This window comes from Occultella aeris, assembly GCF_902703175.1.
Classification (GTDB): Bacteria; Actinomycetota; Actinomycetes; order Actinomycetales; family Beutenbergiaceae; genus Occultella; species Occultella aeris.
This window is the reverse complement of the sequence record NZ_CACRYJ010000049.1, coordinates 1-19432: the sequence shown is the minus strand read 5'-3', so window position 1 is coordinate 19432 and position 19432 is coordinate 1. Positions and strand designations below refer to the sequence as shown.

The window sequence follows — 19432 nt, the reverse complement described above, 5'->3', positions numbered from 1 at the left end:
GGCTTGGCGGACGGAGTAGTCAGGGCCCGGTCAGCGCCGGGTCGCGACGACCATCCGGTCACGGCCGGTCAGGTCCGCCACGGTGTGGATGTCGGCGAACACGCCGGTGGCGTCGACGTCGGCGCGTACCGCCGCGGCCTGCACCTGCGCGTGTTCCATCACGAACGTCCCACCGGGGCGCAGCAGCCGCGCCGCGGCCCGCACGACGGCGCGGGGCACCTCGAGCCCGTCCGCGCCGCCGCCGTACAGGGCGAGGTCCGGGTCGTGATCGCGGACCTCGGGATCGATCGGCACGGCGTCCGGCGGGATGTAGGGCGGGTTCGAGACGAGCACGTCGACGGCGCCGTCGAGCTCGGCGAGCAGGCTCTCCTCGCGCACGTCGCCGGCCAGGACCCGCACGGTGAGGCCGAGGCGGTCGGCGTTGGCGCGGGTGAGCGCCACACCCTCGGGTGAGAGCTCCACCGCGGTGACCCGGGCACCCGGGACCTCGTCCGCGACCGATAGCGCGATCGGGCCGCCGCCGGTGCACAGGTCCACCACGACCGCAGCCGATGAGCGCTCAGCCAACGGGACCGCGCCCGCCGTGGCCAAGGCCTGTGCGGCGTCGATCGCCACCTGCGCGACCGTCTCCGTCTCGGGCCGCGGCACGAACACTCCGGGCCGCACCGTCAGGTCGAGGTGCCGGAACGCGGCGGTCCCGGTGATGTGTTGCAGCGGCTCGCGCAGCCGGCGACGCTCCACGAGCGCCGCGTACCTCGCGGAGAAGTCCGGGGGCAGCGGGGGCGCCATCACCAGGATCAGGTTGGGCACCCCGAGCGCGTGCCCGGCCAGCGCGATGGCATCCACCCGCGCCGAGGCCACGCCTGCCTCCGCGAGCACCGCGGTCGCCCCGGCGACGAGGGCGCGAAGGTCCGGCAAGTCCCGCGCACCCGGCAGGTCCGGCACGGCCTCAGGCACCCGCCGCGGCCAACCGCTCGGCCTCGTCCAGCTCGATCGCGGACGCGATGACCGGGCCGAGGTCGCCGTCGAGGACCTGGTCGAGGTTGTACGCCTTGTACCCGGTCCGGTGATCGGCCACCCGGTTCTCGGGGTAGTTGTAGGTGCGGATCCGCTCGCTGCGGTCCACCGTGCGCACCTGGGAGCGGCGCACCTGGGCGGCCTCGGCCGCGGCGGCCTCCTGCTGAGCGGCGAGCAGCCGGGCGCGCAGCACCCGCATCGCCTGCTCCCGGTTCTGCAGCTGCGACTTCTCGTTCTGCATCGAGACCACGATCTGCGTGGGCACGTGGGTGATCCGCACGGCCGAGTCGGTGGTGTTCACACTCTGCCCGCCGGGGCCGGAGGACCGGTACACGTCGATCCGCAGGTCGTTCGGGTCGATCTCGATCTCCCCGGCGTCCTCGACCTCGGGGAACACGAGCACGCCCGCCGCCGAGGTGTGGATCCGGCCCTGCGACTCGGTCACCGGCACCCGCTGGACCCGGTGCACGCCACCCTCGTACTTCAGGTGCGCCCAGACCCCCTCGGCGGGGTCGGTGGCCCGCGACTTCACTGCGACCGAGACGTCCTTGTACCCGCCCAGGTCGGACTCGGTGGCGCCGATGATCTGCGTGGACCAGCCCTGCCGCTCGGCGAACCGCAGGTACATGCGCAACAGGTCGCCGGCGAACAGGGCGGACTCCTCGCCACCCTCGCCGGCCTTCACCTCGAGGATCACGTCGCGGCCGTCGTCCGGGTCGCGGGGCACCAGGACGTGGCGCAGGCTCTCGGCGGCCGCGTCGGCGGCCTCCCGCAGCGGGGCCACCTCCTCGGCGAACGCCGGATCCTCGACCGCCAACTCCGCGGCTGCGCCGGCGTCCTCCTCGGCGGCCCGCCAGGCCCGGTAGGCCGCGACGATCCGGCCGAGCTCGGCGTACCGGCGCCCGAGCGAACGGGCCCGCGCCTGGTCCGCATGCACGGCCGGGTCAGCCAGGGCCGACTCGATCTCGGCATACTCGGCCAACAACGGGTCGACGACCGCGAAGTCCTCGCTCATGCACTTCCTCCTGCTCGATCACTCCCCTGGCGTATGCGCCTGCCGCCCGGGTCGCTAACTGAGCTCGGAGGATGCCGACGGGTGACCCGGCGTGGTCTTCTGCACGGTCAGCAGGAACTCCGCGTTCGAGCCGGAGTCTCGCAACTTCGACTGCAGCAGCTCGATCGCCTGCTGCTGGTCGAGGCCGCCCATGACCCGGCGGAGCTTCCAGATGATCTTCAGCTCCTCGGAGGAGACCAGGATCTCCTCACGACGGGTGCCGGACGCGTTGACGTCGACAGCCGGGAAGATCCGCTTGTCCGCGAGCTGGCGGGACAACCGGAGCTCCATGTTCCCGGTGCCCTTGAACTCCTCGAAGATCACCTCGTCCATCTTCGAGCCGGTCTCCACCAGAGCTGAGGCGAGGATCGTCAGCGAGCCGCCGTGCTCGATGTTGCGCGCGGCCCCGAAGAACCGCTTCGGCGGGTACAGCGCGGACGCGTCGACGCCGCCGGAGAGGATCCGGCCGGATGCCGGGGCCGCCAGGTTGTAGGCGCGGGAGAGCCGGGTCAACGAGTCCAGCAGCACCACGACGTCCTGGCCGAGCTCGACCAGCCGCTTGGCCCGCTCGATCGCGAGCTCCGCGACGATCGTGTGGTCGGTGGCCGGCCGGTCGAACGTGGAGGAGACCACCTCGCCCTTGACCGTGCGCTCCATGTCCGTGACCTCTTCGGGCCGCTCGTCCACGAGCACCACCATGAGGTGCACCTCGGGGTTGTTGGCCGTGATGGCGTTCGCGATCTGCTGCATGATGATCGTCTTGCCGGCCTTCGGGGGCGCGACGATCAAGCCACGCTGGCCCTTCCCGATCGGGGCGACCAGGTCGATGATCCGGGCCGTGATGAGGTTCGGCCGGGTCTCCAGGCGTAGCCGCTCCTGCGGGTACAGCGGGGTGAGCTTGCTGAACTCGGGCCGCTCGAGGGCCTCCTCGGCCGGCGCGCCGTTGACCGTGTCCAGGCGGACCAGCGCATTGAACTTCTGGCGCTGGCTGCCGGCGTTCTCGCCCTCGCGGGGCTGACGCACGGCGCCCGTGACGGCGTCGCCGCGACGCAGGCCGTTCTTCTTGACCTGGCCGAGCGAGACGTACACGTCGTTCGGGCCGGGCAGGTAGCCGCTGGTCCGCACGAACGCGTAGTTGTCGAGGATGTCCAGGATCCCGGCGACGGGCAGCAGCACGTCGTCCTCGCTGATCTCGATCTCGTCCTCGCCGGTGGACTCGCCGCCCCGGACCGGACGGCGCTTGCGTTCCCGGTCCCGGTCACGATCCCGGTCGCGGTAGCGGTCCCGGCCGCGGCGCCGACGGGAGCCGCGCTCGTCGTCGTCGTCCGAACCGCCGTTGTCGCGCTCACCGTCGCCACGCTCGGTGTCGACCCGGCGGCCCTCGGGCAGCTGGATGTCGTCAAGGGACGGGCGGCGCTGAGCCTGGCTACGGCCCTGCTCCGGCTGGCCGTTGCGGCTCGAGGTGTCCTCGCCCCGCTCGGGCACGAGCGCGGACAGGTCCAGCTGCGGCTGGTCGCTGTCGGTGCCCCGCCCGCGCTGGCGGGACCGCGGCGCACGGGACTCCTGCGCCGGAGCGGCGTCGGACTCGGTGCGCTCCTGCGGGCGCGAGGCGTCGCGCTGGGGTGCGGTGGCTCGGCGGCTGCGGGTGGTGGTGCGCTGCTGCGCGGTGCTGCCCGACGGCGGGGCCTCGGTCGCGACATCGGCCTGCGGTGTCGCGGTGTCCCCGCTGCCGTCAGTGCTCGCGACGCGCCGTTGGCGCTGCTGCGGTGCCTGCGTCCGGCCGGCGCCCGCACCGTCGCGGGAGCGCTCGGCGGTCGGTGCCTCGGCGGTCGGTGCCTGGGCGGTCGTGGGCTGGGCGGTCGACGCCGCGGCGGTCGCCGGCTCTGCCGCCCGGGCTGCGGGCTGGGCATCCTGCGCGCTCGGTGCCATCGACTCGGTCGAGCGGCTGCGCGCCGGACGGCGCGTCGGCGCACCGTCCGTCGCAGTCGCAGTCGCAGTCGCAGTCGCAGCGCCGGCGTCGCCGCCGGAGCGGGCCGCGCGGATCGCGGTGACGAGGTCACTCTTGCGCATCTTCGCGGTGCCCCTGAGCCCCAGCTCGGCAGCGAGCGCTTGGAGTTCGGGCAGTCGCAGTGAGGACAACGCACCGCCTCGACCGGAGCCGGTCGAGGTGTTGATCGTTTCGGTCACGGGGTTCCTTCCCCCTAGATGTGCCGGGCCGTGCCCGGCGAGTACTGACTCCGGGTCTCGGACCCGGGTGGTTTCCGCCACGCGCCGACGCGACCGGGCAGGTGCTCGGGAGCGAGGTTTCGGGGCGGTGTCATCACGTGGGCCGTGCGGGTACGCATCAGGCCCGTCGATGCGCCGCCAGCCTACCACCGCGGCTGCTTGGGGCTCACGAATTTCCGCCACGTCCGGCGCGGGTCCGCGGCCGGACTCACCGAGCCAGGATCTGGGCTCCGTCGCGGTCGATCCGGGGGTGCAGCACCCGCCACCGGCCGGCCAGTTCCGCCTCCAGCTCGGGACCGACATCGGCCAGCACGAGGACGCTCGGACCCGCACCTGAGATCACCGCCGGCAACCCGCGCTCGCGCAGCCGGTGCACGAGCGCGACGCTGGCCATCATCGCGTCGGCCCGGTGGTCCTGGTGCAGCCGGTCCTCGGTGGCCGCCATGATCAGGTCCGGCCTGGACGTCAGCGCCAGGGTCAGGAGCCCGGCCCGGCCGGCGTTGAACGCGGCATCGGCATGGGCGACCGTACGCGGGAGCGCGGCCCTGGCACGGTGGGTGGCCAGCCGTTCGGTGGGGATGAGCACGGTAGCGGCGATCTCCGGGTGCACCTCGATCCGGGCGGCCCGCGCCTCCGGTCCCATCCACGCGATGGTCGCGCCGCCGAGCAGCGCCGGCGCCGCGTTGTCCGGGTGGCCCTCGAACTCGGTGGCCAGTTCCAGGACGGCGCCGTCCGCAAGCGCGTCCGGGTCACCGATCAGCGCGCGGGCGGCGACCAGTCCGGCGACCACGGCGCCGGCGCTGGAACCCATCCCGCGGCCGTGCGGGATCGCGTTCACGCACCTCAGGTGCAGGCCTGCCTGCGGCGCGCCTGCGTACTCCAGGCCGGCCCGCAACGCGCGCACCACAAGGTGCGTCTCGCCGTCGGGCACCTCACCGGCGCCCTCGCCGGTGACCTCGACCGCGGTCGCACCGGTCGTGGCGCGCACGTGCACGACGTCGTGGATCCGGTGGGCGAGACCGAACGCGTCGAAACCGGGTCCGAGGTTGGCACTGGTCGCGGGAACGCGCACCGAGGCCTGGTCGTACAGCAGGCGCATGGCGTCAGTTCAGACCGAGGGCCCGGGCGGCGGCGTCGACGTCCACACCGATCACCCGCGGCTCGATGACGGTGTCCCCGAGGGCGGTCGCGGTGTCCTTGAGACCGTTCCCGGTGACCGTGCAGACCACCTGCGCGCCACCGGGGACGTCGCCGGCCTGGGCGCGCACGAGCAGGCCCGCCACACTGGCCGCGGACGCCGGTTCCACGAATACGCCGACCTCGCGTGCGATGAGGGCCTGCGCGTCCAGGATCTGCGCATCGGTGACGGCGTCGATGCGCCCGCCGGAGTCGTCCCGGGCGGCCACGGCCAGGTCCCAGGAGGCCGGGTTCCCGATCCGGATCGCGGTCGCGACCGTCTCGGGGTGCTCGATCGGCTCACCCTTGACGAACGGCGCGGCGCCCTCCGCCTGGACGCCCCACATCATCGGGGTCCGGGATGCCAGGCCGTCCGCGGCGTACTCGCGGTAGCCCATCCAGTAGGCGGAGATGTTGCCGGCGTTGCCGACCGGCAGCACGTGGATCTGCGGGGCGTCGCCGAGCGCGTCGACGACCTCGAACGCGGCCGTCTTCTGCCCCTGCAGACGGTAGGGGTTGACCGAGTTCACGAGGGCGACCGGGTAGTTCTCGGCGAGCGAGCGCACGATCCGCAGGCAATCGTCGAAGTTGCCGTCCACGGCGAGCAGGGTGGCCCCGTGCACGATCGCCTGGGCGAGCTTCCCGGCGGCGATCTTGCCCTGCGGCAGTACCACGGCGCAGCCGAGGCCCGCACGGACCGCGTACGCGGCGGCGGAGGCGGAGGTGTTCCCGGTGGAAGCGCACACGACGATCTGCGTGCCGGTCCCGGCGACCTTGCTCATCGCCATCGTCATGCCCCGGTCCTTGAAGGACCCGGTCGGGTTGGCCCCCTCCACCTTCAGGTGCACCTGCGCGCCGGTGGCGGCGGACAGCGACGGCGAGTGCACCAGCGGGGTGCCGCCCTCGCCGAGGGTGACCACCGGGTCACCGTCCTCGATCGGTAGACGGTCGGCGTACTCGGCGATCACGCCGCGCCAGGGCTTGGCCATCAGATTCCTTCCACGCGCAGGACCGAACTGATCCGCAGGACGACATCGAGCGTATCCAATGCTGCGAGGGTCGCCGCGAGCGCCGACTCGCTCGCCTCGTGCGTGCCGATGACCAGTTCGGCAGGCCCACCGGGCAGGCCCTGCTGACGTACCGTCTCGAAGGAGACGCCGTGCTCGGCGACGGCGGCCGCGACCTCGGCGAGCACGCCCGGCCGGTCCGCGATCGCCATCCGGATCTGGAATCGGGAGTGGATCTGATCGGCCCCCAGCGGCGTCAGTTCGGCGTACCGGGACTCCGAGGGCGCCTTGCCGCCACTGACGCGGTTGCGCGCGGCGGCGACGAGGTCACCGAGTACGGCGCTCGAGGTGGCCACGCCACCCGCGCCGGCGCCGTAGAACATCAGGGTCCCGGCCGCCTCGGCCTCGACCAGCACCGCGTTGAACGGTCCGCGCACGTTGCCGAGCGGGTGCTCGACCGGCACCAGCGCCGGGTAAACCCGGACGGCCACTCCCCCGCGGCCGTCCGCCTCGTGTCGATGCTCGGCGACGGCGAGGAGCTTGATGACGTGCCCGGTCTGCGCCGCGGAGGCGATGTCCTCCGAGGTGATCGCGGTGATGCCCTCGGCGCTGACGTCGCTGAAAGCGATCCGGCTGTGGAAGGCCAGCGCCGCCAGGATGGCGGCCTTCGCGGCAGCGTCGAGTCCTTCGACGTCGGCGGTCGGGTCCGACTCGGCGTAGCCGAGGTCCTGGGCCTGCCGAAGGGCCGCCGCGAAGTCCAGCTCGTTCGTGGTCATCTCGTCGAGGATGTAGTTCGTGGTGCCGTTGACGATGCCGAGGACCCGGTTGATCCGGTCCCCTGCCAGTGACTCGCGGACCCCGCGCACCACAGGCACCGCGCCGGCCACGGCGGCCTCGTAGAACAGGTCCACGTGCGCCGCGTCCGCCGCCTCGTACAGCTCCGGCCCGTGCCGGGCCAGGAGTGCCTTGTTCGCGGTGATGACGCCGGCGCCGGCACGAAGCGCGTCGAGGATCAGGGTCCGGGCCGGCTCGATGCCGCCCATCACCTCCACGACCAGGTCGGCGTCGGCGATCAGCGCGGCCGGGTCGTCGGTGAGCAGGCCCCGAGGCACGACCGGGTCCCGCACGGCGTCCAGCGAACGGACCGCGATGCCGGTCAGTTCGAGGTGGGCCCCGGTGCGTGCCGAGAAGTCCGTGGTGTGCTCGAGGAGGCGGCGGACCACCTCCGTACCGACCGCGCCACAGCCGAGGACGGCGACGCGCAGGGGGGCGGGGGTGTCGTTCATGATCTCCTTCGGCGTGCTCACGCACGCGCTGTCTCACTCGGGGGTTGCCTCAGGATAGGACCCTGCGACACGGCTGCGGGCAGGGCGTCGAGGAGTGGACACCACCCCTCAGCCCATGTCGAGAGCGAGCACGTCCTCGATCGTCTCCCGCCGCACGATCTCGCGTGCCTGCCCGTCGGCGACGGCGACCACGCCGGCCCGCGGGAGCAGGTTGTAGTTGCTCGCCATCGATCGTCCGTAGGCGCCGGTTGCGGGCACTGCGAGCAGGTCGCCGGCGTCGACGTCCGCGGGCAGCGCCACGTTCCGGACCACGATGTCCCCGCTCTCGCAGTGCTTGCCGACGACCCGCGCAGTCACCGTTGGCGCGGTCGTTGCGCGCGAGACGAGCTCGGCGTGGTAGTCAGCGTCGTAGAGCGCGGTGCGGATGTTGTCGCTCATGCCGCCGTCGACGGACACGTAGAGCCGGCTCCCGCCGTCGTCGAGGACCACCGGCTTGACGGTGCCCACCGTGTACAGCGTGATCATGGTGGGTCCGACGATCGCCCGGCCCGGCTCGAAGGACAGCCGGGGCAGCGTGGTCCCGAGTGCCTGCGCCTCGGTGGCCAGCAGCCCGGCCAGGTCGGCGGCCAGGGCGGCGACGTCCACGCCCTCCTCGCCGGGGACATAGGCGATGCCGAAGCCGCCGCCGAGGTCCACCTCGGGCACCAGCTCGCCGGTGCGTTCGGCGAACTCGGCGCGCAGGCCGAGCAGCGCGCGAGCGGCCTCGCCGAAGCCCGCCGGGTCCAGGATCTGGGAGCCGATGTGGGAGTGCAGGCCGAGCAGGTCGAGCCGGTCGTCCGCGTGGATCCGCTCCATGGCCTCCAATGCCGCCCCACTGGCGAGCGAGAGCCCGAACTTCTGGTCCTCGTGTGCGGTGGCGATGAACTCGTGCCCACCGGCGTGCACGCCGGTGGTGACCCGCACCATGACCGGCGCCCGGACCCCGAGCTCGGCGGCGATCGAGCCGACGAGCTCGATCTCGGGCAGGGAGTCGATGACGATCCGGCCCACGCCGTGGCCGAGCGCGAGGGTGATCTCCGCGGCGGACTTGTTGTTCCCGTGCAGGCCGATGTCCGCCCCCGGGATGCCGGCGGCGATCGCGGTCGCCAGCTCGCCGTGTGCCGCGGTGTCGATGCGCAGCCCCTCGGCGTGCACCCAGCGCGCCACGGCGGTGCTCAGGAACGCCTTGCTGGCGTAGTAGACGTCGACGTCCACACCGAGCGGGGCGAACGCCCCGACGAGCGCGTCCCGGTATCGGGCGGCCCGCTCTCGCAGGTCCGCCACGTCGAGCAGGAACGACGGCGTCCCGTAGGTCCCGGCGAGTTCGGTCACCGACATGCCGGCGAGGCTGAGCACGCCGTCGGTCACGGTCACGTTCGCGGGCCACAGCTGGGGGTCGGTCGGGTGCGTCACAGGTGCTCCGGAGCGTCGAGGCCGAGGATCGCCAGCCCACCGGCCAGGACCGGGGTGGCAGCGTCGTTCAGGCAGAGTCGGGATCGGTGCGCCGAGGTTATCGCCCCGGCGCCACGTGGGGTCACCCTGGTCGTCTCGAACCAGGCGCGGTGAGCGGCCGCGGTGCGGTCCAGGTGCGCGATCACCGGGTCGGGTCGGCGCGTCTCGCGGACCCGGTCGGCGGCGTCCCGGGAGCCGGCGAGGCAGAGGATGAGCTCGCGTACCCCTGACTCCTCGACCAGGTCCTCGAGCGCCGGCCCGCGAGCGACGTCGCCGGCCGGCCACGGCCGCACGCCGTGGGCGTGCGCGGACCGGGTGAGGTTGCGGGCGCGGGCGTGCGCGAGACGGGCCGCCGCGGCGCGGGCGGGAGCCACCGCGAAGCAGGTCGACGCGTCCGGGCCTGCCGGGGCGAGGTGGGCGTCGAGCAGGTCCTCGACCACGCCCGCGAGCGCCGCGGAGGTGACCGACACCAGCACGTGACCGTCCCGTGCCCACGCGTCCGCGACGCCGTCGGCGCCACGGACCTCCGCGGCCAGTGCGAGTGCCAGCGGCTCGGCGAGGTCCGCCCGGTCGAGGCGCTGGGCCAGGATCCGAGGGGCCGCGCTCGTGAAGTCGGTGCGGTGCCCCCGCGCGGTCGGGCGCTGGGCCCGGAAGGCCCGCGGCTCGCCGGCCGCGGCCGCGAGCATCGTGGCCGTGCCGGGCAGCGCGGCCACGGAACCCGTCAGGCCGAGCCGCCGGACGCCGTCGGGCCGTCCCATGAGCCGGATGAGCCCGGCTGCGAGGGCAACGCCCACCTCCTCCTGCCACACGCCGCGAGCGTAACGCTCGCGGCGTGTGCGACGGTGCCGCACCCGATCGGCCCGGCCGATCGGGATCGTGCTATCAGACCGGCAGACCCAGGTAGAAGTCGAACGCCGCGTTGTCCTGCGCCGGTCCGGTCACATGGAAGACCACCGCGGTGTCGTACCACCAGACGATGTCGAAGGTGGTGCCGTCGGAGAAGTCCAGCCGGGTGCCGCTCTGGTCCTCCTCCCAGACGTAGGACTCGTAGATCTGCTCGCCCAGCGTCGCGGACAGCTCCGCGGCGTACGCGTCCGCCTCCGCCTCGGTGGCGAACGCGACGGCGGTCATCGTGACGTCGCCGGGATCGCCCACGAACGTGCCCGTGTAGGCCTCGGTGGCGGACGCGGGCGCCGGGGTGATGTCGTCGGCGACGGCCCAGCCGGCGTCGTCGATGGCCCACACGCCGCCGAGCTCGTCGCCGCCGGTGATGATCTCGACCCGCGAGGTGAGTTCGTCGTACAGCTCACCGCTCGGTTCGGCCGTCGGGTCGTCGGTGGGCTCGTCCGTCGGGTCCACGGTGGGATCGTCGGTCTGGCCCTGCGTGGTCGTGGTGCCGCCCGCGGTCGGGTCCTCGCCGCCGCCGCCCCCGAAGAGCTGGATCGCGAAGAACACGATCGCTCCGAGCACCACGACACCGCCGATGATGGCCCCGATCACGACGCCGCGGTTGCTGTTGGTGGGACCCCCCGGGCCACCGGGTCCCTGGCCGGGCATGCCCGGCTGGCCGTAGCCCCCCGGCTGGGGTTGGCCGTAGCCACCCGGCTGGGGCTGCCCGTAGCCGCCCGGCTGCGGCATGGACGACTGGCCATAGCCACCCGGCTGGGGCTGGCCGTACCCGCCGCCCGGGGGCATCGACGCCTGCCCGTAGCCCTGGCCGTACGCCTGGCTCGGGTCCTGGCCGAACGCCTGGGTGGGCTGGTCCGGCGAAGGTTGGCCGAAGCCGTACTCCGGACCGTCGGAGGCTGCGCCGGGCTCGCCCTGGGGGCGGCCGTACGGGTCCTCGGGTGGGTTCTGGCTCATCTCGCCCTCCGCTGATGGTGTGTCGATCCCGGCGCCGTCGCTGGTCGCGGTCGCCGGGCTTCCCCTGATCTGGCCCATGGTAGGGGCGCAACGGGTCCGAGGAGGCACGCGTCCATGGGAAGAACTGCACCCCGGCGGTGAACCCCGGCCGGACCCGCCCCGTGTGATCCTCGCCTCCCGCGCTGCCCCTACCCCGCACCACGATGCCGGTGCACCCGGGTTGGCGTACCCACCGCCCGTCCCGGGCGGCGTGGTCGCCTCGCAAATCCTGGTAGGCTCACGCAGCGTTGAAACGCCCCTGTAGCTCAGTGGATAGAGCGTCTGCCTCCGGAGCAGAAGGTCGCTGGTTCGAATCCAGTCGGGGGCACTGCTCATCCCCAAGGGCCATGGGCTCCGAGTGCGCGGCTGGTGCGCGCAGTCCGCGTCGCTAGGCTGTGTCGGTGACTTCCCCCTCCCCCACCGGCCAACAGTTCGAGATCCGTGCCGGCGACGCCGTCGCGATCATCACCGAGGTCGGTGCGAACCTCCGACTCTTCCGCGTCGGCGAGCGCGACGTGGTGGTGCCCTACGGTGCCGACGAGTTGCCGCCCGCATCGAACGGCGCGGTGCTGGTGCCGTGGCCGAACCGGATCCGGGACGGCCGCTACACCTGGGACGGCCAGGAGCTGCAGCTCCCGCTGACCGAGCCGGAACGGGGCACCGCCCTGCACGGGCTGGTCTGCTGGCAGCGGTGGACCGTGCTCGAGCACACGACGGACACCGTCGAGCTGCGCCTGGACCCGGCGGCCACGCCCGGCTACCCGTTCCAGGTCAGCACCCGGATCCGTTACTCGATCGGCGCGGACGGCCTCACCATCACCGCGACCACCGCGAACATCGGCTCCGCCGCCGCCCCGTACGGGATCGGGTTCCACCCGTGGCTCTCCCCCGGACCTGGCAGCCTCGACGACGCCGAGTTACAGCTCGACGCGACGGCATGGATCCCGACGGACGAGCGGCTGCTGCCCACGGGCGTCGCGGAGATCCCTGAGGACCTGGACTTCCGAGAGCCGCGACGGATGGGCCGGACGGCGCTCGACGACGCGTTCGTGGGTGCGCTCTACGACGACCGGGGCCTGTCCTGGCTGCGGCTGCGCGGTACCGACGGGCGCCTGGCGTCGGTGTGGATGGACGAGTCGCTGCGGACCTGGCAGATGTGCACCGGTGACGAGGTGGCCGCCCCGCAGGCACGTCGCACCGGCCTTGCCGCCGAGCCCATGACGTGCGTCGCGGACGCGTTCCGCAGCGGAGAGCGGCTGATCCGGCTGGAGCCGGGCGCCGACCACACGGTGCGCTGGGGCCTGCGGCTCGACTGAAGGGCACGGCGCCACGCAGGACCTGAGGAGCGGGGGTGGGGTCCGCGGCGAGCGTGTCATCGTGCGGCGCAAGATCGCCGTCCGCCGCAGGATCGCACCCTCGCGTAGGTCGAACGCGTCGTCAGGGGTGTGCGATGGGGCCGGTGCGGGGCCTCTCAGCCCTCGGAGCAGAGCGGCGTGTCGCTGGTGAGCGGTGCCGCCTCGTGCTCGGCCAGCCAGGCCTCCGGGTCGACGGTGGTGAGGGCCTCGTCGAGGTGGATCTCCAGGTGCAGGTGCGGGCCGGTGGAGTTCCCGTAGGAACCGACCGCGCCGATCACCTCACCGGCCGTGACGACGTCGCCGACATCGACGAACACGCCGTTCGGATACATGTGGACGTACCAGGACCAGATCGGCTCGCCGTCGATCTCGTGCTGGACGATCACGAGCATCCCGGACCTGCCGTCCTTGCCACCGCCGGCGTAGATGACCTCGCCGTCCGCGATGGAGTGGATCGGGGTCCCGGCCGCCGCAGCCATGTCCAGCCCGGTGTGCTCGGAGTAACTGCCGTAGATCGGGTGGGAGCGGTAGCCGTAGCGCGAGGTGAGCGAATAGGAGCCCGCCGTGATCGGCATGACCAGGTCCACCGGGGTCACGGTGGTCTCGGCGGCAACCACGCCGTTGGCCTCGAGGCCGGCGGTGCCACAGGTGAGCTCGTCGCGGGAACCGTTGTCCCGGCTGGCCGCGGCCAGGGCGCGGGCGCGGGCCTCGGGGTCGGCGGCCAGGGCCTGGGTGCCGTCGGCGGGGACGTAGGCGCCACCTGCGAGGATGTCCAGCGCGCTGGCCGCGGCGAGGCTCTGGGTGGTCGCCTCCGCCGAAGGTCGGTCAGGGAGCGCGGCGCCGGTCAGCGGCACGACGGTCGTCGCGATGCCGAGGGCGGCCAGGACCGCGAGCCTTGGTACCCAACGGTGCACCCTGGGCTGCTCGGTCGTCGACTTCCGGCCGGCCGGTCGGCTCTTGCCCGCCGGCCGGAGGCCGCCCGGCCGCAGCCGTGACCGCGTCGAGGTGGTCGCGGCGTCCGAAGGATCGGCGACGGCGGCAGCGACCTGGTCGTCGAGCGTCCCGTCGGCCGCCCGCTCGTCCTTTGCGTCGCCGGTGGCACGGTCGTCGGTGGCCTCGTCGTCAGTGGCCTCATCGGTGACCTCGACGTCCATGGCCTCATCGGTGGCCTTCACGACGTCGCGGGCGTTCGGGTCCTCGTGGGCCTCGGGGCCCTCGTCGGTCTCGAGGTCGTCGTCGATGTCCGTGTCCTCGCGGTCCGAGACGACACCGGCCTCGTCGGCGCCCGCCTCGGTCTCGGCGTCCTGGACCTCGGTGACGGCGGCGGTCGATGCCTCGGGCTCGGCCGGCTCGTCGGCCGGCTCGACGGCTTCGGCCTGCGCCAGGGACGCCACGTACTCGGCAGCGCGGGCGGCGGCCTCGGCGGCGCGCTCCTGCTCGCGGATCTGCCGGCGGGTCGGGGACGTGGCCGTGACTTCAGGGGTCGCGAGATCGTCAGCGGGCAGATCACGCTGAGAACTCACACGGCCTCCGGGGGAAAGGTGTTCGACACAGGTGGAACGAGGGACAGCACTTCGGGGGTTCACGATCGCGGGCGGTAGGGGGCCCGCCAGGACCTGATCACGAAACCATAACGGATGGCACTTGAATCGGTCCAGATCCTGTGAGCGAACCCACGCCACGCGCCGGGGCACCTTAGGCAGGATCAGCTGCCGGGATCAAACCGATCAGGGCCACGGCGCGTCGGCACGCGTCTCGGTCATCGCTGTTGGGCCCGCTGCATCGAGTCCCGGACCTCGCCGACCAGTTCCTCGAGGATGTCCTCCAGGAACACCACGCCGATCCGCTCCGGCGCTGCCTCGCCGTCGGTTCCGACGCCGGGGGCGAGCATCTCACCGGCGCCGATCCCGGCCTCCGGCGCGGCGCTGATGGCGGCCAGGTGAGCCCCGGTGCGCTGCATCGCGGCGAGCACGTCCTCGATCTCGTCCCCGGTGGCGGCCATGGCCATCGGCCGGACCCGCCAGTCCGGCACCGGTGCCCGGCGCAGGGCGTCGGTGTCGGCATAGAGGACATCCTTGATGTGCAGGTAGCCGGTGATCGCCGCGCCCTGCGTGACCGGGAAACGGGAGTACCCGGTCTTGGCGACCGCGTGCTCCACCTCCTCCGGCGTACACCCCAGGGACAGCGTGACCAGCTTCTCCACGGCCACCATCACGGTGCCGGCGGTTGCCTCGGAGAACTCGATGGCGCCGGTGAGCAGGCCGAGCTCGTCGTCGAGCAACCCCTCGGCCTGGGACCGCTCCACGATCGCCGCGACCTCCTCGGCGGTGAAGGTCGAGGTCACCTCGTCCTTGGGCTCGACCCCGCCGAGTCGCAGGATCGCGTTCGCCAGCCAGTTCAGGAACCGGATCACCGGGGAGAGCACCCGGGAGATCCACACCAGCGGCGGGGCGAACCACAGCACCGCGCGCTCCGGCGCGGACACGGCCAGGTTCTTCGGCACCATCTCGCCCAGGACCACGTGCAGGTAGACCACGATCGCGAGCGCGACCACGAAGCCGACCACGTGGCTGGCCTCGGCGGGCAGGCCAATGGCGATCAGAGGGCCCTCGACCAGGTGCGCGATCGCCGGTTCGGCGACGGCCCCGATCCCGGTGGAGCAGATCGTGATGCCCAGTTGGGCGCAGGCGAGCATGAGCGACACGTTCTCGATTGCCCACAGGGCCGTGCGCGCGGCCCGGGAGCCGGACTCCGCGATCGGTTCGATCTGGGATCGCCGCGCGGACATGATCGCGAACTCGGCACCCACGAAGAACGCGTTCGCACCGAGCAGCACGAGCGCCAGGATGAGCGCGGTCGAGGAACTCATCGGTCCTCGCTCTCGGCAGCGGGTTCGGCCGCGCGCACCTGGATCGTGTCCACCCGCCGGGAGTCCATGGTCTGCACCCGCAGTGTCACGCCGGGCACCTCGACCTCGTCGCCCACGGCGGGCAGGCGCCCGAGTGCGGTCATCACCAGGCCGCCCAGCGTCTCGTAGGGGGCCTCGTCCGGGACCACCAGTCCGGTCTGCTGGTACAGCTCGTCGGGTCGCAGGCTGCCCGGCACGATCCAGGTGCGGGCCGGTCCGGGCCGCACCACGCGCCGTCGACGGTCGTGCTCGTCGGCCACCTCCCCGACCAGCTCCTCGACGACGTCCTCGAGGGTGACCACCCCGGACGTGCCGCCGTACTCGTCGACGACCACCGCCATCTGCAGACCGTCGCGCAGTTCCACCAGGAGCGGTCCGAGCCGGATCGTCTCCGGGACCTGCGGCGCCTCATCCATCAACGCCCCGACGGGCACCTCCCCGCGGCGTTCGTACGGCACCGCGACCGCCCGGCGCAGCTGGACGATGCCGACCACCTCGTCCGGTGAGGCGTCGATGACCGGGAACCTGGAGTGCCCGGTCGACCGGGCCAGCGCGAGCAGGTCCGTGGCGCAGGCGTCCCGGTCCACCGCGTGCATCCGCATCCGGTCCGTCATCACGTCCACGGCGGTGAGCCGGCCGAGGCCGATCGACCGGGTCAGCAGGGTGGCTGTGGACATCTCGAGCGTGCCCGCCTTCGCGGAGTGCCGCACCAACGCGGCCAGCTCCGTGGCGGACCGGCCGCCGCTGAGTTCCTCGCGGGGCTCGACCCCGAACATGCGCAGCACCCGGTTCGCCGAACCGTTCAGCACCGTGATCATCGGGCGCAGCGCGGTCGTGAAGGCGTGCTGGAACGGGATGACCGTCTTGGCCACCTTCATCGGGTCCGAGATCGCCCAGTTCTTCGGGACCAGTTCCCCGAAGATCATCGAGAACGTGTTCACGACCACGAGGCTGACGACGACCGCCACGGCTGTCGCGATCGCCGTCGTCAGGCCCGTGCGCCCGAGCGGCACCGCGACCAGGTTCGCGACGGCTGCCTGCATCGTGTAGCCGAGCAGCACCGTGGTCACGGTGATCCCGACCTGCGCCCCGGAGAGTTCTGTGGACAGGTGTCGTAGCGCCCGTGCGAGCAGCCCGGCGCGCTTGTCCCCTGCGGCGCTGCGCCGGTCGACTGCCGCCGGGTCGAGCGCGACGAGCGCGAACTCCGCGGACACGAACAGCGCGGTCCCTGCGGTCAGCACCACCCCGAGCAGCACCAGCAACCAGTCGACGATCATCGGATGAGACCGAGGGCCCTTCGACGGGTGGCGGCGGGATGGCCAGACATAGTGGGGCCAGAGTAGCGCCCACCTCCCGGACCCCGAGGCTCACGTGTGCCAGAGTTTCCTCATGTCGACCGCGCAGCCGAACACGTCAGTGCTCATCGTCGAGGACGAACCGGAGATCGCCGCCCAGATCGCCCGCCGGCTCCAGGCCGAGGGCTGGACGCCACACATTGCCGGTGACGGCCCGTCCGGGGTGGAGGCGGCCGCCACGGTGCGTCCGGACCTGATCGTGCTCGATGTGATGCTGCCCGGGATCGACGGCCTCGAGGTGTGCCGCCGGATCCAGGCCGAGCAGGCCACCAACGGACGACCGCCCACACCGATCCTGATGCTGACCGCCCGTGACGACGAGACCGACATGCTCGTCGGGCTGGGCGTGGGTGCGGACGACTACATGACGAAGCCGTTCTCGATGCGCGAGCTGCTGGCCCGCCTGAAGGTGCTGCTGCGCCGGGTGGAGCGGTCCCGGCAGGCGCCGGCGACGGCGCCCGGCGAGCCGCCGATGGTGCTCGGCAACCTGATCATCGACCGGGCCGCACGCCGGGTGAACCGGTCCGGCGAGGAGGCGCACCTGACCCCCACGGAGTTCGACCTGTTGGTCTGCCTGGCGCAGAGCCCGCGGACGGTGCTCTCCCGCGAGCGCCTGCTCGCGGAGGTCTGGGACTGGGCCGACGCGTCCGGCACCCGCACCGTGGACTCGCACGTGAAGGCCCTCCGGCGCAAGCTCGGCTCGGACCTGATCCGAACCGTCCACGGGGTCGGGTACGCCCTCGAACCCTCGGCCGGCTGACCACGCAACCGATCCCTGCGCCGCGATGAAGCAGCATCCATGAGCAGCCCGCACGTCCGGCACGCCCGCTCCACCGAGCTGAGCTGGTGGCGACGGACCCTGTCCCTGGTGGGCGACCTGCGCCCGCTGGACCCGATGCGCTCGATCAAGATGAAGCTGATCGTGATCATCGCGGCAACGGTGGCCATGTACACGCTTGTCACCTGGGCCGGGATCAGGTTCGGCTTCGGGGTGCTGAACACGTTCCCGTTCGCGCTCGGGGCCTCGCTGATCCTCACCCAGATCCTCGCCCGCGGGATGACCCGGCCGCTGCGGGAGATGACCGCCGCGGCCCGTTCGATGGCGCGCGGCGACTACTCCACCCGGGTCCACACGAACAGCCAGGACGAGGTCGGCGAACTGGCGGCCGCGTTCAACTCGATGGCCCAGGACCTGGACACCCTCGACGCCCAGCGCCGGGAGATGGTGGCCAACGTCTCGCACGAGCTGCGCACCCCGGTGGCAGCACTGCGCGCGCAGCTGGAGAACATGGCCGACGGCGTGGTGGAACCGGACCCGGACGCCCTCGAGGGGGCGCTCACCCAGATCGAGCGGCTCTCCCGGCTGATCACCTACCTGCTGGACCTGTCCCGGCTGGAGGCCGGGGCGGCCAGCCTGGCGCTCACCGAGTTCGAGGTCCAGGAGTTCCTCGACGACGTCGCCACCCAGGCGCGGCACGCGGCCGCCGGCTTCGATCGGGACCTGCGCTGGGAGGTGTCGACGCTGCCGCCCGACCTGCACCTGACGGCGGACGAGGAACGTCTGCGGCAGGTCATCTCCAACCTGCTCGGCAACGCGTCCCGGCACTCCCCCCGCGGTGGCACCGTCTCGCTGCGCGGCCGGTACTCGGCCACGACCGACGAGGTCGTGATCGAGGTGCTCGACGAGGGTCAGGGGATCCCGGTCTCGGACCGGGAGAAGGTCTTCGAGCGGTTCGAGCGCGGCAACGCGCCGGCGCAGCGGGGCGGGCTGTCCACCGGCGGCACCGGGCTGGGGCTCGCCATCGCCCGCTGGGCGGTGAGCCTGCACGGCGGCATGATCGCGGTGGCCGATCCGCCCGGCGGTACCGGCGCCATGCTGCGGGTGACGCTGCCGGCCCGTGGCCCAGCCGAGGGCCGTGCCCACCCCACCGCGCCGGGCACCTGAGCGCGGATCGCCGAACCACGCGGTGACGCTTCCGACCCGCACCTCGCGTCAGGGGAACACCCAGCCAAGTCACGTCCCGCCGCTCCACTGACCCGAAACGTCGATCCATCCACGCCCGACCCGCACCTCGCGTCAGCGGAACACCCAGCCAGGTCACGTCCCGCCGCTCCACTGACCCGAAACGTCGATCCATCCACGCCCGACCCGCACCTCGCGTCAGCGGAAGCGGCACGTGGTCGCGGACCTGCTGGCTCAGCGGGTACCAGGCAGCCGCCCACAGGCAGTACACAGCAACCGCGGCGGCGGAGGAGACGAAACGTTGACCAGCGTTTGAACGACCGCAGTCGGCTCGGGTCCGCCGCATCACATTTTGGCGTGGCAGGCGTGCTCCGGTGAGGTTTCCGTGTTGTTCGTCACCTAGGCTTGAGGGGACGAACCCGCACCCCAGCTACCTTTCGGAAGAGGGCGATCCTCGAGTGTCCCAGCAGGCACCCCACGACCCTGTCTCGGTTCCCACGAACTTCGGCGGCAACGAATGGCTCATCGACGAGCTGTACGCCCAGTATCGGGAGGACAAGTCGCAAGTCGACCCCACCTGGTGGGAGTTCTTCGAGAACTATCGCCCTGCCGACCTCGCCGCCAACGGCACCGCGGCCAGCAACGGCGCCCCCACCGCCAAGCCGGCCCCGGCCGCCGCCACGAAGGCGGCC

General features: G+C 72.5%; 16 protein-coding genes and 1 tRNA gene. 5 read left to right on the top strand and 12 right to left on the bottom strand.

The window, feature by feature from the left end:
• Positions 1-30: 30 nt before the first annotated feature.
• From prmC to HALOF300_RS16820, 9 genes are all read right to left on the bottom strand, one after another.
• Entirely contained in the window at positions 31-957 is a 927-nt protein-coding gene (gene prmC, locus HALOF300_RS16860; protein ID WP_408636869.1) for a peptide chain release factor N(5)-glutamine methyltransferase, read from the bottom strand.
• A complete protein-coding gene (gene prfA / locus HALOF300_RS16855; protein WP_156742085.1) occupies positions 950-2032 on the bottom strand; it encodes a peptide chain release factor 1 in 1083 nt (360 codons plus the stop codon). The genes prmC and prfA overlap by 8 nt, the downstream gene beginning before the upstream one ends.
• A gap of 54 nt (positions 2033-2086) precedes the next feature.
• A complete protein-coding gene (gene rho / locus HALOF300_RS16850; RefSeq protein WP_231955521.1) occupies positions 2087-4258 on the bottom strand; it encodes a transcription termination factor Rho in 2172 nt (723 codons plus the stop codon).
• A 247-nt stretch (positions 4259-4505) separates the two neighbouring features.
• Positions 4506-5396 carry a homoserine kinase gene (gene thrB, locus HALOF300_RS16845; RefSeq protein ID WP_156742083.1) on the bottom strand — a complete coding sequence of 297 codons (891 nt, stop codon included), beginning with the start codon at positions 5394-5396 and terminating at the stop codon, positions 4506-4508.
• 4 nt (positions 5397-5400) lie between these two features.
• Positions 5401-6462, bottom strand: a complete 1062-nt coding sequence (gene thrC / locus HALOF300_RS16840) for a threonine synthase (RefSeq protein ID WP_156742082.1) — start codon at positions 6460-6462, stop codon at positions 5401-5403.
• On the bottom strand, positions 6462-7766 hold the full coding sequence (locus HALOF300_RS16835; protein ID WP_156742081.1) for a homoserine dehydrogenase: 1305 nt from the start codon (positions 7764-7766) through the stop codon (positions 6462-6464). Before HALOF300_RS16835 ends, thrC begins: the two co-directional genes overlap by 1 nt.
• Positions 7767-7874: 108 nt before the next feature.
• Positions 7875-9218 (bottom strand): diaminopimelate decarboxylase, encoded by a 1344-nt coding sequence (gene lysA, locus HALOF300_RS16830; RefSeq protein WP_231955487.1) that lies wholly within the window; start codon positions 9216-9218, stop codon positions 7875-7877.
• Positions 9215-10066 (bottom strand): DALR anticodon-binding domain-containing protein, encoded by an 852-nt coding sequence (locus HALOF300_RS16825; RefSeq protein WP_156742080.1) that lies wholly within the window; start codon positions 10064-10066, stop codon positions 9215-9217. The genes lysA and HALOF300_RS16825 overlap by 4 nt, the downstream gene beginning before the upstream one ends.
• A gap of 73 nt (positions 10067-10139) precedes the next feature.
• Positions 10140-11120, bottom strand: a complete 981-nt coding sequence (locus HALOF300_RS16820; protein WP_156742079.1) for a hypothetical protein — start codon at positions 11118-11120, stop codon at positions 10140-10142.
• A gap of 294 nt (positions 11121-11414) precedes the next feature.
• On the opposite strand from HALOF300_RS16820, the gene HALOF300_RS16815 reads away from it, so the two are divergent.
• Positions 11415-11487: transfer RNA gene (locus tag HALOF300_RS16815), tRNA-Arg, on the top strand.
• A gap of 73 nt (positions 11488-11560) precedes the next feature.
• The gene (locus HALOF300_RS16810) at positions 11561-12475 is read left to right on the top strand and encodes an aldose 1-epimerase family protein (RefSeq protein WP_156742078.1); all 915 of its coding nucleotides are present in this window, start codon (positions 11561-11563) and stop codon (positions 12473-12475) included.
• A 155-nt stretch (positions 12476-12630) separates the two neighbouring features.
• On the opposite strand, the gene HALOF300_RS16805 is transcribed toward HALOF300_RS16810, so the two are convergent.
• The 3 genes from HALOF300_RS16805 to HALOF300_RS16795 form a co-directional block, all read right to left on the bottom strand.
• On the bottom strand, positions 12631-14037 hold the full coding sequence (locus tag HALOF300_RS16805) for a M23 family metallopeptidase (RefSeq protein WP_156742077.1): 1407 nt from the start codon (positions 14035-14037) through the stop codon (positions 12631-12633).
• A 236-nt stretch (positions 14038-14273) separates the two neighbouring features.
• Positions 14274-15383, bottom strand: a complete 1110-nt coding sequence (locus HALOF300_RS16800; RefSeq protein ID WP_156742076.1) for a hemolysin family protein — start codon at positions 15381-15383, stop codon at positions 14274-14276.
• Positions 15380-16699, bottom strand: coding sequence for a hemolysin family protein (locus HALOF300_RS16795; protein WP_156742075.1), 1320 nt, complete (start codon positions 16697-16699; stop codon positions 15380-15382). The genes HALOF300_RS16800 and HALOF300_RS16795 overlap by 4 nt, the downstream gene beginning before the upstream one ends.
• 112 nt (positions 16700-16811) lie before the next feature.
• On the opposite strand from HALOF300_RS16795, the gene HALOF300_RS16790 reads away from it, so the two are divergent.
• The 3 genes from HALOF300_RS16790 to HALOF300_RS16780 all read left to right on the top strand — a co-directional run.
• Positions 16812-17537: a response regulator transcription factor gene (locus HALOF300_RS16790; RefSeq protein WP_156742074.1), complete on the top strand. Its 726-nt coding sequence runs from the start codon at positions 16812-16814 to the stop codon at positions 17535-17537.
• A 39-nt stretch (positions 17538-17576) separates the two neighbouring features.
• A complete protein-coding gene (locus tag HALOF300_RS16785) occupies positions 17577-18722 on the top strand; it encodes a HAMP domain-containing sensor histidine kinase (protein ID WP_156742073.1) in 1146 nt (381 codons plus the stop codon).
• A gap of 476 nt (positions 18723-19198) precedes the next feature.
• The coding region (locus tag HALOF300_RS16780; RefSeq protein WP_156742072.1) for a 2-oxoglutarate dehydrogenase E1 subunit family protein at positions 19199-19432 on the top strand (234 nt) is incomplete at its 3' end.